The organism is Caulobacter sp. GW821-FHT09A05 (genome assembly GCF_059418465.1).
In genome coordinates, this window is the sequence record NZ_JBWKPX010000030.1 from 1 (window position 1) to 14,430 (window position 14,430).

Annotated in this window: 16 protein-coding genes; 6 read left to right on the forward strand and 10 right to left on the reverse strand. The window is 69.9% G+C overall.

What is annotated here, in order from left to right:
- Window positions 1–114: 114 nt before the first annotated feature.
- Entirely contained in the window at window positions 115–1,296 is a 1,182-nt protein-coding gene (locus AC07NX_RS21490) for a sulfotransferase family protein (RefSeq protein WP_494644600.1), read from the reverse strand.
- Window positions 1,297–1,349: 53 nt separating this feature from the next.
- Between AC07NX_RS21490 and AC07NX_RS21495 the strand changes: the two genes are divergently transcribed.
- Window positions 1,350–1,985, forward strand: a complete 636-nt coding sequence (locus tag AC07NX_RS21495) for an aspartyl/asparaginyl beta-hydroxylase domain-containing protein (RefSeq protein WP_494644602.1) — start codon at window positions 1,350–1,352, stop codon at window positions 1,983–1,985.
- A gap of 251 nt (window positions 1,986–2,236) precedes the next feature.
- Here AC07NX_RS21495 and AC07NX_RS21500 read toward each other — a convergent pair whose 3' ends face one another.
- Genes AC07NX_RS21500 through ftsE form a run of 4 tightly spaced genes read right to left on the reverse strand, consistent with a single transcriptional unit; the run spans window position 2,237 to window position 5,236 of the window.
- Window positions 2,237–2,947: a lysophospholipid acyltransferase family protein gene (locus AC07NX_RS21500; protein ID WP_494644604.1), complete on the reverse strand. Its 711-nt coding sequence runs from the start codon at window positions 2,945–2,947 to the stop codon at window positions 2,237–2,239.
- The gene (locus tag AC07NX_RS21505) at window positions 2,944–3,567 is read right to left on the reverse strand and encodes a YdcF family protein (protein ID WP_494644606.1); all 624 of its coding nucleotides are present in this window, start codon (window positions 3,565–3,567) and stop codon (window positions 2,944–2,946) included. The genes AC07NX_RS21500 and AC07NX_RS21505 overlap by 4 nt, the downstream gene beginning before the upstream one ends.
- Entirely contained in the window at window positions 3,564–4,457 is an 894-nt protein-coding gene (locus AC07NX_RS21510; protein WP_494644608.1) for a cell division protein FtsX, read from the reverse strand. The genes AC07NX_RS21505 and AC07NX_RS21510 overlap by 4 nt, the downstream gene beginning before the upstream one ends.
- On the reverse strand, window positions 4,454–5,236 hold the full coding sequence (ftsE, locus tag AC07NX_RS21515; RefSeq protein ID WP_494644609.1) for a cell division ATP-binding protein FtsE: 783 nt from the start codon (window positions 5,234–5,236) through the stop codon (window positions 4,454–4,456). Before ftsE ends, AC07NX_RS21510 begins: the two co-directional genes overlap by 4 nt.
- A 56-nt stretch (window positions 5,237–5,292) precedes the next feature.
- On the opposite strand from ftsE, the gene AC07NX_RS21520 reads away from it, so the two are divergent.
- Both AC07NX_RS21520 and AC07NX_RS21525 read left to right on the forward strand, forming a co-directional pair.
- The gene (locus tag AC07NX_RS21520; RefSeq protein WP_494644610.1) at window positions 5,293–6,228 is read left to right on the forward strand and encodes an MJ0042-type zinc finger domain-containing protein; all 936 of its coding nucleotides are present in this window, start codon (window positions 5,293–5,295) and stop codon (window positions 6,226–6,228) included.
- Window positions 6,229–6,243: 15 nt separating this feature from the next.
- The gene (locus AC07NX_RS21525) at window positions 6,244–6,771 is read left to right on the forward strand and encodes a phosphoribosyltransferase (protein ID WP_494644612.1); all 528 of its coding nucleotides are present in this window, start codon (window positions 6,244–6,246) and stop codon (window positions 6,769–6,771) included.
- Window positions 6,772–6,846: 75 nt separating this feature from the next.
- On the opposite strand, the gene AC07NX_RS21530 is transcribed toward AC07NX_RS21525, so the two are convergent.
- The 3 genes from AC07NX_RS21530 to AC07NX_RS21540 all read right to left on the reverse strand — a co-directional run bounded on the left by AC07NX_RS21530 (window position 6,847) and on the right by AC07NX_RS21540 (window position 10,369).
- Window positions 6,847–7,440, reverse strand: coding sequence for a GNAT family N-acetyltransferase (locus tag AC07NX_RS21530; RefSeq protein ID WP_494644614.1), 594 nt, complete (start codon window positions 7,438–7,440; stop codon window positions 6,847–6,849).
- A 1,081-nt stretch (window positions 7,441–8,521) separates the two neighbouring features.
- A complete protein-coding gene (locus tag AC07NX_RS21535; protein ID WP_494644616.1) occupies window positions 8,522–9,955 on the reverse strand; it encodes an alpha/beta hydrolase in 1,434 nt (477 codons plus the stop codon).
- A gap of 84 nt (window positions 9,956–10,039) precedes the next feature.
- A complete protein-coding gene (locus AC07NX_RS21540; protein WP_494644617.1) occupies window positions 10,040–10,369 on the reverse strand; it encodes a hypothetical protein in 330 nt (109 codons plus the stop codon).
- Window positions 10,370–10,467: 98 nt separating this feature from the next.
- Between AC07NX_RS21540 and AC07NX_RS21545 the strand changes: the two genes are divergently transcribed.
- From AC07NX_RS21545 to AC07NX_RS21555, 3 genes are read left to right on the forward strand one after another with little or no spacing between them, the layout of a single operon-like run.
- Complete coding sequence (locus AC07NX_RS21545; RefSeq protein WP_494644618.1) at window positions 10,468–11,697, forward strand: acyltransferase family protein; 1,230 nt, start codon at window positions 10,468–10,470, stop codon at window positions 11,695–11,697.
- Between the two features lie 35 nt (window positions 11,698–11,732).
- Window positions 11,733–12,359, forward strand: a complete 627-nt coding sequence (locus AC07NX_RS21550; protein WP_494644619.1) for a hypothetical protein — start codon at window positions 11,733–11,735, stop codon at window positions 12,357–12,359.
- A gap of 7 nt (window positions 12,360–12,366) precedes the next feature.
- Window positions 12,367–12,678: a winged helix-turn-helix domain-containing protein gene (locus AC07NX_RS21555; RefSeq protein ID WP_494644621.1), complete on the forward strand. Its 312-nt coding sequence runs from the start codon at window positions 12,367–12,369 to the stop codon at window positions 12,676–12,678.
- Between the two features lie 142 nt (window positions 12,679–12,820).
- On the opposite strand, the gene gluQRS is transcribed toward AC07NX_RS21555, so the two are convergent.
- Both gluQRS and AC07NX_RS21565 read right to left on the reverse strand, forming a co-directional pair.
- The gene (gene gluQRS / locus AC07NX_RS21560; RefSeq protein WP_494644622.1) at window positions 12,821–13,678 is read right to left on the reverse strand and encodes a tRNA glutamyl-Q(34) synthetase GluQRS; all 858 of its coding nucleotides are present in this window, start codon (window positions 13,676–13,678) and stop codon (window positions 12,821–12,823) included.
- A gap of 6 nt (window positions 13,679–13,684) precedes the next feature.
- Window positions 13,685–14,308, reverse strand: a complete 624-nt coding sequence (locus AC07NX_RS21565; RefSeq protein WP_494644681.1) for a TetR/AcrR family transcriptional regulator — start codon at window positions 14,306–14,308, stop codon at window positions 13,685–13,687.
- Between the last annotated feature and the right edge of the window lie 122 nt (window positions 14,309–14,430).

A 14,430-nucleotide genomic window follows, 5' to 3' on the forward strand; every position in this document is an offset into this window, starting at 1 on the left:
CCTTCGAGCCAGTCCGCCAATGATGATGTGTCAGCTATGTCCCCGAACACCCGTCAGGCATGTCCCCGGACTGAACAACAAGGCCCGGGATGACGGTGCAAAAAGGGGCGAGGCCTATTCTCCCGCCGCCCGCATCGCCTCCAGCCGCCCGTACACCGCCTCCAGCCGCCGCGCGCAGATCGCCCGCAGCGCCGCGGTGGCCGCCTGCTGCTTGTCGTGGACATCCGGCGTGAAGGCCTGCTCGGGGGCCTTGGCGTCGCGCGCGGCGGCGGCGCGCATGGCCTGGAGCTCGGCCTCCGACGCCGCCGCCCCGAAGTGCGGCAGGATCTCGGTGAACAGGGCTTCGGGAAGCTGGCGGTAGTTGATCAGCCGTCCGCCGCCGAGGCGAGCGTGATGCGCCGCGCCGTCGCAGACCGCCGCCAGCACCCGCGCGCAGTAGTCGTCGTCGGGCACGCCGTTGGCCAGGTCCAGGCCGAAGGTCGACGGCGGAACCAGGCTAGGGACCATCTGCGCGCCGCGCCGCCGGGTCTGGGAGACCATCACCTCGATCGGCTCGCGGTAGAGAAAGATCCAGGGCGTGTCGGGAAAGGCGCGACGGAACAGCGGCAGGTCGCGGCTGTGCCAGCAGTCCAGCTTGAGGAACAGGCGGCTTTCGCCGTTCCGCGCCTGGCCGAGGGCGGCGACCATGGCCCGCAGCAGGGCGGCCTTGGCGTCGTCGTCGAGGTCGTCCCGCCGGGTGAGCGCATTGATCGGCGCCGCCTCCGACACCACCACATGGGCCGGCGCGGCGGCCAGCATCTGGGCCGTCAGGGTCGAGCCGCAGCGCGACATGTGGAAGACTAGGCCGGAAGGCTGCAGGGCGGGCAGGGCGGCCGCCCAGGTCTCCAGGTCGTCCAGGGCGGTGCGGACCGCGAACAGGCGATTGAAGGGCAAGATGCGCCGGCGGACCAGGGAGTCGTCGTAGAACGGCTCGCTCAGGCGCCGCCGGCCGAACCGCAGCCAGGCGATCGTGGCGCGGTCCTCGACCTGGGCGACCTCGGCGGGCAGCCAGCCGGGCGTCGGTTCGAAGCCGTCGATCGAAGGCGTCTCGGGCAGGGCGTGGAGCAGCTCCCGCACCGTCTCGGCGTCGATATCGAGGCCCCGGGCTTTCGCCGCCTCGGCCGTCCGCGCGGCGAAGACCGCGAAGTCCTCGATCTCGCCCAGGGCGTCCTGCAGGGCAAGGTCCGGCAGGACCAGGGCGCGCAGGGCCGCCAGCGTGTCCGCGCCCCGAGTCCTGGTCTCCAGTTTGGCCGGCATCGCGTCTCCCGTCGGGACTTGTGAGGCCGCTCGCGGCTCGATAGCGTCACTGGATGGCGTTCCCGGACAGATTGCAACTGCCGCTGAGCTTCGACCCGGCCCGGCTGGCGCGCGACCTGGAGGCCCTGTCGGCCACGCCCTGGACCGCCCACTACGTCCAGCAGAACTACGAGGGCGACTGGAGCGTGATCCCGCTGCGCTGCGCGGCGGGCGAGACCCATCCGATCCGGATGATCTATTCGGACCCCACGGCCACGGCCTTCGTCGACACGCCGTTCCTGGAGCCCTGCCCGTACTTCCGTGACGTGATCGCCGCCTTCGCCTGCGAGGTTCGAGCCGTGCGGCTGATGCGGCTGGGCGCGGGCTCGGTGATCAAGACGCACACGGACCTCGACCTGGACGTCGAGTCCGGCGCCGCGCGGGTCCACGTGCCGGTGGTCACCCATCCCGAGGTCGACTTTCAGCTCAACGGTTCGCGGGTCGAGATGAGGGCGGGAGAAGCCTGGTATCTGCGCCTGAGCGACCCCCACGCGGTGGCCAATCGCGGGCCGAGCGACCGCGTGCACCTGGTGCTGGATCTGGTGGCCGACGCTTGGTTGCTGGGGTTGTTCGCGACGGAGCGGGTTGGATGCGAAGCTCCAAGATCAAGCTTTCCATTCCAATCGGTTGTCATCCCGGAAGCCTCGTAGAGGCTGTCCGGTTCGATAGCCTAGTGGGATCGCGTTGAAATTGTTTGGACTCTGATGCAGTGACGGCCGGCGCCCCGGAGGCGTCCTCGTCCTTCGACAAGCTCAGGATGAGGACGAATTCAATGACGGTTCAGTAGAAATCCTCATCCTGAGCCTGTCGAAGGACGAGGATTTCTTCCGCTGCCGACGCAGGCCGACAAGCTTGAGTCTTCTCAACCTGACAGCCGTGGGACTGGCCGAGGAACCCGTTCTTAAAGCCCCTCGTCCTCCAGCGCCTTGGTCGCGGTGTCGATCCGGGTCTGCAGCTCGCGCATGAATTCGCCGCGCTTCAGGCCGGCGGGGATCGGCGGCAGGTATTCGAAGACGATCGTGCCGGGCGGACGCAGCCAGCCGCGCGGCCAGTGGACGCCGCAGTTCAGGGCCAGGGGCGTGACCGGCAGGTTCATCTCGCGATAGAGAGCGGCGATGCCCGGCTTGTAGTCGCCGGGAACCCCGACATCGCCGCGCGTGCCTTCCGGGAAGATCACGACCTGGCGGGTTTCCTTCATGCGGTCGACGGCGTCGCGCACCAGCTTCTTCAGCGCCGCCGAGTGGCCCGCGCGGTCGACGACGATCATGCCGGCCTTCAGCCCGTGCCAGCCGAACAGCGGCACCATCAGCAGCTCCTTCTTCATCACGAAGCAGGCGTCGGGCAGCAGGGCGAACTGGCTGAAGACGTCGAACATCGACTGGTGCTTGGCCGCGACCAGCGCCGGGCCGGTGGGCCGGAACGGCTCGCCCCGCACCTCGACCCGGACGCCGGCCAGCCAGCGCAGGGCCCAGATCAGGCCCTTGGACCAGGTCGACAGCGACCAGGTATTGGCGCGGCGGGGCAGGGGATAGGTGACGATCATGCCGATGGCCCAGACCACCGACCACAGCCAGAAGAACAGCTGGAACAGGAACGAGCGCAGATAGATCAAGAGGCTTCCTTCGCCGGTTTCGGATCGGCCTTGTCCTGGGGACCCAGCTTGAGGAACGCCTCGCGGCCCAGGATCGCCAGGTACTTGCAGTATTCCACGATCATCCGCCGGGCGCTCGTGCCGCCTTTCCACCAGCGGTGGGCGTTCAGGCTCTCGGTGACCACCGGATAGGGGTGCAGGGCCACGTCGGGCATGGCCGCGTGCAGCTCCAGCATCGAGCGCGGCATGTGGTAGTCGGCGGTGACCACGATCAGGCTGTGATAGTCCTTGGCCTTGGCCCACTCGGCGCTCTCGCTGGCGTTGCCGACGGTGTCGGCGGCGGCGTAGCCCAGGTCGACGCAGCAGTCGTAGATCGGCCGCACCGCCTTGGTCACGCCCAGCACGTCGTCGCGCGAGGCCTCGCGGTTGACGCCCGAGATCAGCAGACGCTTGCCCTTGCCGGCCTCCAGCAGCTTGGTCGCCGCCTCCAGCCGCACGTTCGAGGCTCCGGTCAGCACCACCACCCCGTCGGCCACGGGCGGCTCCTGGGCCGGGGTGGACTGGTCGACCCGGCTGGTGAAGGCCAGCAGGCCCACGAACCAGATCATCACCAGGATCAGCAGCGCGGCGAAGCTCTTCACGGCATGCCCCTCAACAGGCGCAGGGAGGCGGCGCGCGCGGCGATCCCGGCCACCAGCGCCGCCACCAGCGGGCAGGGCAGGGGCGCCAGGAGGTCGATCCAGGCCAGCGGCAGGACCGGCGTCAGCCCCTGGCCGCCCCCCGCGAGCCGCGCCCCCGCCCCGATCATGGCCGCGCCCGCCCCGCCCAGCAAGCCGGCGAAGAAGGCCATGCCGGCGAAGCGGTTCTGGAACAGGTTGGCGATGAAGCCGTCCTCGGCTCCCGACAGGTGCAGCACCTCGACGATGTCGTGACGGGCGGTCAGGGCGGCGCGGGTCGCGAAGACGATCACCGCGGCCGCCGCCGTGGCGATCAGGCCGAAGACGCCGATGGCCGCCCAGGCGGCCAGTCGGGCGGCGCGTTCGATGTCGGCGATCCAGCGGCTGTGGTCGTCGACCACGGCGTCGACATTGGCCTCCTTCAGCGCCTTGGCCAGGGTGGCGGCGGTGGCGGGGGCTCTGGGATCGAGGTCCAGGGTCACCAGGCGCGGCACCGGCAGGTCGGCGACCAGGGCCTCGCGGCCGATCCAGGGTTCCAGCAGGGCCTCGGCCTTGTCCTTGGGCAGGGCGCGGGCCTCGGTCACGCCCTTGACGCCCGACAGGGTCTCGGCGGCGCGGGCCGCGGCGCTGTCGGGGCTTTCGCTGGCCCGCGGGCGGACCACCACCGTGGCCGAGCCGGTCAGCTGGGCGGTCCAGCCGGTGGCGGCGCGGGTCGAGGCCAAGGCCGCCAAGGCCGTCAGGCAGGCCAGGAAGCACAGCACCGCGACCACGAACACCAGCGAGCCGTCCCGCGCGTCGCGCGGCGGCAGCAGCTGGCCCGGTTTCCAGCGGGCGACGGAGAAGCGGTCGCTCACGCCCCGCCCCCCGTGTAGCCGTCGTCATAGCCGTCGTCGTCGTCCGGCGCCTCGCCGGCGACCTCGACCAGACGGCCGTTCTCCAGGTGCAGGGTCGGACGGTTCGCGCGGGCGACCAGGTCCTCGTCGTGGGTGGCGATCAGCACCGTGGTGCCCAGGCGGTTCAGCTCGACGAACAGCCGCAGCAGGCGCAGCGACATGGCCGGGTCGACATTGCCGGTCGGCTCGTCGGCCAGCAGCACGTCGGGGCGGTCGACCACGGCGCGGGCGATGGCCAGGCGCTGCTTCTCGCCGCCCGACAGGGTGGCGGGCAGGGCGTGCATCCGATCGCCCAGCCCCACCCACTGCAGCAGCTCGGCCACGTCGTCGCGATAGGTGGCCGGCTTGCGGCCGGCGATGCGCAGCGGCAGGGCGGCGTTGTCGAACACCGGCAGGTGGTCCAGCAGGCGGAAGTCCTGGAACACCACCCCGATCCGGCGGCGCACGAACGGCAGGTCCTCGGGCCGGGTCAGGCTGATGTCGCGGCCGAACAGCTCGACGCGACCCCGTGACGCACGGTGGGCCAGGTAGATCAGTTTCAGCAGCGAACTCTTGCCCGCGCCCGACGGGCCGGTGAGGAAATGGAAAGACCCTGGGTGTAGGGTGAACCTGAGATCGCTGAGCGTTTCCGGCCCTCGTCCGTACCGCATCGAGACCCCCTCGAAGCGCACGACGGGGACGGAGCCGCCATCCTGGACGTCTGCGGTGCGCAAGGGTGTGTCGCTGGGTCGTGTGGACATGGCTGGCAAAATCGGCGACCTCGTGTGTAGGAGCGGGGAGCGTCCGATTCGCGGCCATGATACTGACCTGTCCCGAGTGCGCCAGCCGCTATTTCGTCGATGACTCCAAGGTCGGCGCGGCTGGTCGTGTCGTGCGTTGCGCGGCCTGCGGGACGCGCTGGACGGCCCGCAACGAAGACGCCCTGGATCTGTTCGACGAGCCCTCGGCCGCCGACCTGGCGGGCGAGCCGAACCTGACCGCCCTGGACGGGGCGGCCAACCCCGCCGACGATTCCCAGACCCCCGTCGACCAGCTGCCGGGCGAGGAACTGCCCAAGGTGTTCCGGGCCCGAGCCGACGCCGAGCGCCGCCTGAAGGAAGCCAAGACCACGGGGATCATCTGGGGCGGCATGGTCGCCGTGATGCTGGTGATCCTGGGCTGCGCCTACGTCTTCAGGCTGAACGTAGCCCAGCTATGGCCGACGACGGCCGGCGCCTACGCGCTCGTCAATCGACCGGTCAACACCGTCGGCCTGGTGGTCGAGGACCTGAAGGCCGAGCCCTCGATGCAGGACGGCCATGCCGCCATCACCATCACGGGCGTCATTCGCAACATCACCGACCACGCTGTGACCACCCCGCCGCTGCGCGTGGCCCTGCTGAACAAGCACGAGAAGCGGGTGGCCGGGAAGCTGGCCGCCGCCGCCGATCCGCTGATTCCGCCCAGCCAGACCCGGCACTTCTCGGTGACCCTGCTGGATCCGCCGCGCACGGCCAACACCCTGGAGATCGGCTTCGCCCTCGAGCGGGGCGCGGCCAGCCACGCCGGCCCCGCGGGCCACGTCGAGAAGGTCTCCAACCCCGAGGCGCCGTCGCTGCGGGGCGTCCAGGACCAGCCGGCCGAGCTGGCGGCGGGCGCGGCGGCGGCGGTCGACGAGACGCAAGGGGCTGGACACGAGCCCCCGGGTCATGAGACCGGAGCGGTCGAACCGGCCCCGGCCGACCATCATTGACCCAGAAAACCTGACATGACCGATCGCCCCGCCCCCGAAGTCCTGATTTCCCAGGAAGAAATCGCCGAGCGGGTGGAAGCCCTGGCCAAGGTCATCGCCCCGCGCATCGACAACGACACCGTCGCCGTCTGCCTGCTGACCGGCGGCCTGTGGTTCGCCGCCGACCTGACCCGGGCCCTGTGGCGGGCCGGCCGCGACGTGCGCTTCGACGCCCTGTGGCTGGCCTCCTATCATGACGAGCGCAAGAGCTCGGGCCGCTGCGAGGTCCGCGCCGACCTGCAGCGCCCGCTGATCGGCCGCCGCGCCCTGGTGGTGGACGACGTGCTCGACACCGGCCTGTCGCTGGGCGAGGCCGCCCGCCTGGTCAAGGACGCCGGCGCCAGCGAGGTCCTGACCGCCGTCTTCGCCCGCAAGCCCTGGGACAAGCCGCGCATCGAGCCGGACTTCGTGGCCTGGGAAGCCCCGGCCCGCTACCTGGTCGGCTACGGCCTGGACGACGAGGGCAAGGCCCGCGGCCTGCCGTATATCGGGGCGCTGGACTGACACGCGGCCAGCTTGGATCGGGCCAGCCATGCCCAGCCCGCCCAGAACCATCGAGGTCGCGCCCCGAGCGGGCGTTCAAGTCGCGGACCTTGTCAGAGCGTAGCAATCGCTGGGTCCAGCGGCTTCGTCGAGTTGAGGGCGCGCTTCCCAATTCGCCAACGTCGCTTCGTAGCGGAGCCCCGCCCTGTGGAGGACCGCAGCCGACGCGGCGTTGGCGGGATGGCATGTCGCCCACACGCGCAGGATCGATGGCTGCGCGATAGCCCAGGCGACCACGGTCGACACGGCTTCGGTTGCGAAGCCCTTCCCCCAGAAGGGTTCCGCGAAGATGTAGCCGAAATCGGCCTTGGGCGGCGACAGCCGCAATTCCAGCACCCCGAGGAAAAGCCCGGACATCTTCTCGGTGACGGCCCAGGGAAAGGCGGAGCCTGACATCCAGCAGTCTTCACACCGCTGCGCGAACGCTAGGCTGGCGGCAATGTCCTGGTGACGCTGGAACGGCATGAAGTGGGTGGGAGCGACCTCGCCCGCATACTGAAAAATGCCCGCGGCATCCGATCGCCGCACCGGACGCAGACGCAATCGCTCAGTTTCAAAAGCCTCGGGAGCCCGCATTCGCCAACGATATGCGCAGCTACTGAAGGTCCGCAACGGGTCGAAATTCGCCATTGGCGCCCCGCCGACAAGGGGACCTTTGGATCGCCATCGCCATCGCCATCGCCATCGCCATCGCCATCGCCAGCCATGTCTGGCCCGGGCGTACGCCTCCGCTATGAAGCGGGAGAGGCGGCTTGGCGCGCGGCGGCGAGACGGAGGGGGCGTCCGGCGGCGGCCACGCCCCCTCCGTCACGATGCGTATTCGCATCGCGCCACCTCCCCCGCGTCGCGGGGGAGGAGCGTCCATGCTCGGCCTGTTCGGAATGAACTCCAGCGAAATCAATAGCTTGAACTTTCTCGACCCGTTTCTGTCCTCACCCTTCCAGACCGCCGTATCCTTGACTCACCTCGTCGCATGGAAAGGGCGCATGGCCAGCGACCGATGCGGCGGCGGGGGGCGATCGAGCGGGAAGCTCCGTCGGCGGTTCTTCGGGACCAACCTTGCGTCTCTGGTGCCGGTCGGGCCTGTTATACAGATACGACGTGACGTGAGGGCCGGTTGAGCAGCAGGCGAGCGGTGACGCGCTCGCGGTCCGGGACCGGGTGTCGTTGACCCGGCCCGCCCGTCGGAGGCCTCAAGGCGGCGAGGCCCGAACAGGGCTCAGCGCCGCAGGCTTCCGGATAACGCGTCGCGCGGAGCGATCTGGGCTTCGTCGAAACGGTTACTCTTCAAACACTCCGGACGATGTCCGGCGCTCCGCGACCCTTTCCATAACCTCAGCGGAAGTCCGCGTGAGAGCGAGAGATCGTGTCTGCGAAAGGCCCCCTCAGTCGGCTTCGCCGACAGCTCCCCCAGAGGGGGAGCATCTGGCGCGGCGTAGCTCCTCCCCCTCTGGGCAGGGCTATCGCATATGGATTTGCTCTGAAAGAATCTGTCATCCCGGACAAGCTCGGCGGAGCCGAGCGCCGATCCGGGACCGCTGCAAGCTCTGAGTCCACGCCACGGTCCCGGATCTTCGCGCTGCGCGCTCGTCCGGGATGACAACCGTTTTGAGGCATATGCGATACCCCTGCCCCTCTGGGGGAGGTGGCCCGAAGGGCCGGAGGGGGACCGCGGCGGAACTCCAGATAAGCCCGCGGCAGGGAGGAAGGGTCAATCCAGGTCGAAGACGAACCTGTCATGTTCCGGATGCAGGCAGCTCTGGTCGATCGGCGCGGTCGGGTCGGCCAGGAAGCCGCGGATCATTTTGCGGGCGCAGGCGCTGCCGCGCGAGACGCCGTGGGTGGTGTTGGGGATGATGGTCAGCTGGCCCTTGGGGAACCGGCCGACCGCTGCCTTGGCCACGGCCGGCGGGCAGCCGGGATCGATCTCGGCGGCCAGGAACAGGGTGGGGATCGGGCTGGAGACCGGCTGGGCCTCGACCGGATCGGGCTTGCCGACGTCATAGGCCTGGCAGACCTGGAACAGGCGATCGAAAGACCTCTCGGCCAGGCGGCTGACCGGGTCGCGCTGGGCGCCCTTGCGGGTCGCCTCCCGGCTCTCGAACGGCAGTTCCTCCTTGCACAGGTGCGTGAAGAACTGGGCCTCGCGATAGCCGGCCCCGGCGCGGGTGTCGTCCAGGGCCGACAGGTCGCCGGCCGCGAACCTGGCCACCGTGGCGGGCAGGGCGCGGGCGGCCGGGCCGCTGTAGGCGGCGTCCATCAGGAAACCGCCCAGGAGGTCGGCGGTGTAGGTCTGGCCGTTCTGGACCACCGGCGCGGCCAGCAGCCTGGCCGCCACGCCGTCCAGGTCGGCGCCGGGATGCGGATACTTGGCGTTGCAGGCGGCGTCCTCGGCGCAACGCCGGAAGATCACCTTCACCGCGTCAGAAATCATCTCCGGTCCGCCCTGCGCCCACTTCGCCTCCGGCGTCCAGGGCGAGTCCAGCACCACGGCCCGCACGCCGGACGGGTCGTGCTTGACCACGGCCAGGGCGATGCGGGTGCCGTACGACACGCCGAACAGGTCGACCTGCTTGAGGCCCAGGGTCTTGCGCAGGTCCTGGATGTCCTTGACCACTTCCTCGGCGTTGTAGCGCGAGAGGTCGACGCCGGAGGTCTTCAGGCGCTGGCCGCAGGCGATCAGCTGCTGGGCGGCCGCGTCGCTCAGCGGGCCGGCGTCGTTGAGGGCCACGCCGCCGCAGTCGAGGGTCGGCGAGGCCACCCCGCCGCCGCGCTGGTCGAAATAGATCCAGTCCTGGTCGACGGCGATCAGCTCGCGGCCCGACACGCCGCGCAGGGACCGGCCGATATTTTCGACCACCCCGCCGCCGGGGCCGCCGTGCAGGAAGATCACCGGGACCGCGCCCGGCTTGGGGGCGCTGGCCTTGACGATCGTCACGGGCAGGGCGATGCGCCGCGCGCTGGGCCCGCCCCGGGCCTCGTCGACCGTGAGGGTTCCGCACTGGATTGTGTTGGCCATGCCCGAATAGTCACCGGCGCACGGCCCGGGCGCGAACTTCGGCTCGGCGGCGTGGGCGGCGCCGGCGGCCAGGGCGAGGGCGGCGAACGCGCCGGAAAGGGCGGCGCCCCAGATCATCTTGCGCATGTGAGTCCCACGGTGCTGAAGCCCCGCAGTGAGCATGGCGGCGGGGAGGGGGCAAGGGCGGGCGCGGGTCATGGCGCCGGCGCCTCAGTGGAAGGGATCACCGGTCACCCGGTCGTAGGCCCAGCGCCGTACGAGGGTCCAGAGGGCGCAGGCGATTCCCGCCAGCAGACAGGCCACGCCGATGATCGCGCCGCAGATCAGGAGCCGGATCCAGAATCCGTCGCTTCCCTCACGGGGGATGAACAGGATGTGGACCAGGAGGGGCAGGCCCACCGCGGCGGCGGCGGCGCCCGCGCTCTTGAAGAAGGCGATCCAGGGGGCGTCCGGTTCCTTGAGTATCTCCCCCAACGCTTTTTCCCGCAGCGACTTGCCAAGCCTGACCTTAGGAGGCGGAGGGCGGCCGGGCAACGCCATGCCGCTTCCGTGCGGGGTCCAAAAGAAGCGTTACGATCAACAAGTTTACAAAACAAACAAGTTGATAGATGCTTGGGTCATCGCAACGGAGCCCGGCCATGCACGCGCCTCTGAAACCCCTCGAAAACGCCGCCCAGACCGGCGCCTTGGCGGACGCCTCGGTCCGCGACGCGCCCATCGGCGCCCTGCGCGCCTTCCTGACCCTGCTGGTCATCGCCCATCACGCGGTGCTGACCTACCACCCGTACGCGCCGCCCCCGAAGGGCTTCACCGAGCCGCCGATCCTGTGGACGGCGTTCCCGGTCGTGGATCCGCAGAGGTTCGCGGGCTTCGGCCTGCTGACCCTGGTCAACGATCTGTTCTTCATGTCGCTGATGTTCCTGGTCTCGGGCCTGTTCGTCGCCGAAAGCCTGAAGGCCAAGGGGGCGGCCGGGTTCCTGAAGGGGCGGGCGCTGCGGCTGGGCGTTCCGTTCGTGATCGGGGCGGGGCTGCTGGCCCCGCTGGCCTACTATCCGGCCTGGTTGCAGTCGGGCGGGGCGCCGTCCCCGGCCGCCTACGCGAAAGCCTGGACCGGCCTGCCATTCTGGCCCAGTGGTCCGGCCTGGTTCCTGTGGGTGCTGCTGGCGTTCGGCGCGGTCGCGACGGCGCTGAACGGCCTGTTTCCGCGCCTGATCCCGGCGCTGGGGCGACGGGCGCGGGGCGCCGCCCGACGGCCCGGCCGCGCCTTCCTGCTGCTGGTCGCGGCCAGCGCCCTGGCCTATGTGCCCCTGAACATGATCCTGCCGTTCGGCCACTGGACGACGGAGGGGCCGTTCCTGGTTCAAACCGGCCGCGTCGGCCACTACCTGGTCTATTTCCTGGCCGGCCTGGCGTTCGGGGCGGCGGGCGTGGGCCAGGGCCTGACCGATCCGCAAGGCGCGCTGGCCCGGCGCTGGTGGGTCTGGCAGATCCCGCCGGTCCCGGCGGTGATCGCGGCGGTGGCGACCTTCATCATCGCCTTCTCGCCCAATCCGCCGCCCAAGCCGGTGCTGGACGTGGTTGGCGGACTGGCCTTCGTCCTGGCCTGCGCGGCCCTGTCGTTCGCGGTCCTGGCGGTGTTCCTGCGTTTCGTGCGCAAGACCGGTCCGGTGGGGCGCAGCCTGCAGGCCAACGCCTACGGCATGTACCTGACCCACTACGTCTTCACTGCCTGGCTGGGCTGGCTGCTGCTGCCCCAGGCCTGGGGCGGGCTGGCCAAGGGCCTGGTGGTGATTGGCGGGGCGGTGGCGCTCAGCTGGCTGACGACGATGGCGCTGCGCCGCATGCCGCTGTTGGGACGAATCCTGTGAACGGCCATGATGCGGCGCTGAAGGGGGCCTTGCCCATGAACGACAAGATCAAGTCTGTGCAGGACGACCTGGCCTTCTTGCGGACCGTCGCCGAGGGCGGCGGGGGCGGAATGGGCGTGGCCGGCAGCGCGCTCTACGGCTCGGCCGGGGTGCTCTACGGGATCCAGTGCCTGAGCTACTACCTCCAGGAGCTCGGGGTCATCCGTCTGTCGCCGGTCGCCAACATCATCATGGCCTGGGCGCCGACCCTGATCTTCCTGGTGCTGATGACGATCGTGATCATCGTCGACCGCAAGCGGCCGGCGGTTGGGGTCACCAGCCGGGCGGTCAACTCCGCCTTCGCCGGGGCGGGCATAGCCAACCTGGCCCTGGTCCTGGTCTTCGCCAGCGCCGCCCAACGCCACCAGGACTTCCATTACTGGCTGTTCCACCCGGCCGTGGTCTTCGTGCTGCAGGGCGCGGTCTGGTACGTGATCTTCATGCTGCGCCGGCGGTGGTGGATGGCGCTGGTGGCCGCCGGCTGGCTGGTCTCGGGCGTGGCGCTGGGCATGCTGATCGAGCGCGCGGACCTGTATCTGCTGATCGCGACCGCCAGCCTCTTCCTGCTGATGGGGGTCCCGGGCTTCGGGATGATGCGCCAGGCCCAGCGGTCGGCGGCCTGAGGCGAGCGTGACCGGCAAGTTCGACATCAGCGGATTGGACGACGTCATCCACGGCCGCGTGCGGCTGGGGATCGTCGCCTATCTGGCCAGCGCCGAGGTGGCGGACTTCACCGAGCTGAAGGACCTGCTGGAGGTGACCCAGGGCAACCTGTCGGTCCACCTGCGCAAGCTCGAGGACGCCGGCTATGTGGCGATCGACAAGAGCTTCGTCGGCCGCAAGCCCCTGACCCGCGTGCGCCTGACCGATGCCGGCCGGGAAGCGTTCGGAGCCTATCTGCGGGCGATGGGGCAGTTGGTGGAGCAGGCGGGGAGGAGCTAGGTTCTGTGGACCGTCAGGCGTTAGGCGTCGAGGCCGCGCCCTCGTCCTTCGACAGGCTCAGGATGAGGGCTACTGGTAAGGCGGTTGAGTAGAATTCCTCATCCTGAGCTTGTCGAAGGACGAGGAATTCGGCCCAAGACCGTCAACTGTCCACCGACCCTGGGGCCTCCAAGGCCGCCCGCAATTGTTCCGGCGTGACGCCCGCCGCGCGCAGCTCCCGCAGCGTCTGGGCCTTGTCGCGCTTGGCGTAGCGCTTGCCGTCGGGGCCGACCAGCAGGCGGTGGTGGCGATAGGTCGGGGTCGGCAGGTCCAGCAGGGCCTGCAACAGGCGCTGGATGTGGGCGGCCTCGAACAGGTCCTGGCCGCGGACCACGTGGGTGATCCCCTGCAGGGCGTCGTCCAGCACGACCGCCAGATGATAGGCCACCCCGACGTCCTTGCGGGCCAGGACGATGTCGCCGGCGGTTTCGGGCCGGGCGCGGATCAGGCCCGTCTCGCCCTCCGGTCCGGCGCCCTCCTCGACGAAGCCGAGACCGTCGAAGCCGCCCAGCGCGTCGCGGGCAGCGTCCAGCGACAGCCGCCAGGCGAAGGCTTCGCCGCGCTCCAGCCTCCCGGCCTCCTCGTCGGCGCGCAGCGGGCCGCCGACGAACGGCTGGGCGGGCTCGTGCGGCGCGCGGCCGATGTCCAGCTCCTTGCGGGTGCGAAAGCAGCGATAGACCAGGCCCTTGCCGCGCAAGGTCTCGATGGCCCGGTGATAGTCGGCCAGGTGTTCGGACTGTCGGCGGACGGGCTGTTCCCAGGACAGGCCCAGCCAGGCCAGGTCCTCCAGGATCGCGGCCTCGTATTCGGGGCGGCTGCGGGTGGCGTCGATGTCCTCGATCCGCAGCACGAACCGGCCGCCGGCGGCCTGGGCGGCGTCGAAGGCCGTCAGGGCCGAGAAGGCGTGGCCGCGATGCAGGTGGCCGGTCGGGGAGGGGGCGAAGCGGGTGGCGAAGCGCAAGCGGACCTAGGCCTGGTCGAACTTGGCGAACATGCCCAGGTGTTCGAACACCGCGCGCAGGAACGCCTCCTCGCCGCCCAGGGCCTCTTTCAGGGCGTCGAACTGCTTGAAGCTGGCCATCTCGGCCAGGCCATGGGCGGCGCACCAGGCGGCGATGGTCGCCAGTTCCAGGTCGATCGGCGAGACCGTCCCGCCGCTGCGCTCGCCGATGGTGTTGCGCACCTGGCAATAGGCGCCTTCTTCCTTCATCTGCTCGGGCAGGGCGTCCTTGTCGCGCGAGCAGTCGTACATCACCCGATAAAGGGCGGGGTTCTCGCGGGCGAAGCCGACATAGGCCACGCCCAGGCCGGTCATCCGCTCCTTGCCGTCGGCCGCCCTCAGGCGCGCCTCGGTCAGGGCCGTGTCCAGCGCCGCCCAGCCCTCGTGGGCGACGGCGTCCAGCAGTTCGCCCTTGTCCTTGAAGTGGTGGTAGGGCGCGGCCGGGCTGACGCCCGCTTCCCGGGCCACGGCCCGCAGCGACAGCGCTGCGGGGCCCTCGGTCTCAAGGATGCGGCGCGCGGCCTCGACCAGGGCGCGGCTGAGGTCGCCGTGGTGGTAGGGACGGGCTTCGGAGGCGGCGGTCTGTGTCATCTGAGACACTGTAACCGTTCCTGTTCAAAAATCCATCCTAACGGCGTCAAGATTATCTTGACGTCGTTAGGATCGGTGTTATCTAAGCATCGTCCAGATCGAAACCGATCGGGACCGGGGCG

Coding starts and splice junctions, on each gene's coding strand:
- ftsE (WP_494644609.1), bottom strand. CDS start 5,236: ATGTCCACACGACCCAGCGACACACCCTTGCGCACCGCAGACGTCCAG.
- AC07NX_RS21565 (WP_494644681.1), bottom strand. CDS start 14,308: ATGACACAGACCGCCGCCTCCGAAGCCCGTCCCTACCACCACGGCGAC.
- AC07NX_RS21540 (WP_494644617.1), bottom strand. CDS start 10,369: ATGGCGTTGCCCGGCCGCCCTCCGCCTCCTAAGGTCAGGCTTGGCAAG.
- AC07NX_RS21545 (WP_494644618.1), top strand. CDS start 10,468: ATGCACGCGCCTCTGAAACCCCTCGAAAACGCCGCCCAGACCGGCGCC.
- AC07NX_RS21530 (WP_494644614.1), bottom strand. CDS start 7,440: ATGGCGAATTTCGACCCGTTGCGGACCTTCAGTAGCTGCGCATATCGT.
- AC07NX_RS21490 (WP_494644600.1), bottom strand. CDS start 1,296: ATGCCGGCCAAACTGGAGACCAGGACTCGGGGCGCGGACACGCTGGCG.
- AC07NX_RS21535 (WP_494644616.1), bottom strand. CDS start 9,955: ATGCGCAAGATGATCTGGGGCGCCGCCCTTTCCGGCGCGTTCGCCGCC.
- AC07NX_RS21520 (WP_494644610.1), top strand. CDS start 5,293: ATGATACTGACCTGTCCCGAGTGCGCCAGCCGCTATTTCGTCGATGAC.
- AC07NX_RS21550 (WP_494644619.1), top strand. CDS start 11,733: ATGAACGACAAGATCAAGTCTGTGCAGGACGACCTGGCCTTCTTGCGG.
- AC07NX_RS21495 (WP_494644602.1), top strand. CDS start 1,350: ATGGCGTTCCCGGACAGATTGCAACTGCCGCTGAGCTTCGACCCGGCC.
- AC07NX_RS21525 (WP_494644612.1), top strand. CDS start 6,244: ATGACCGATCGCCCCGCCCCCGAAGTCCTGATTTCCCAGGAAGAAATC.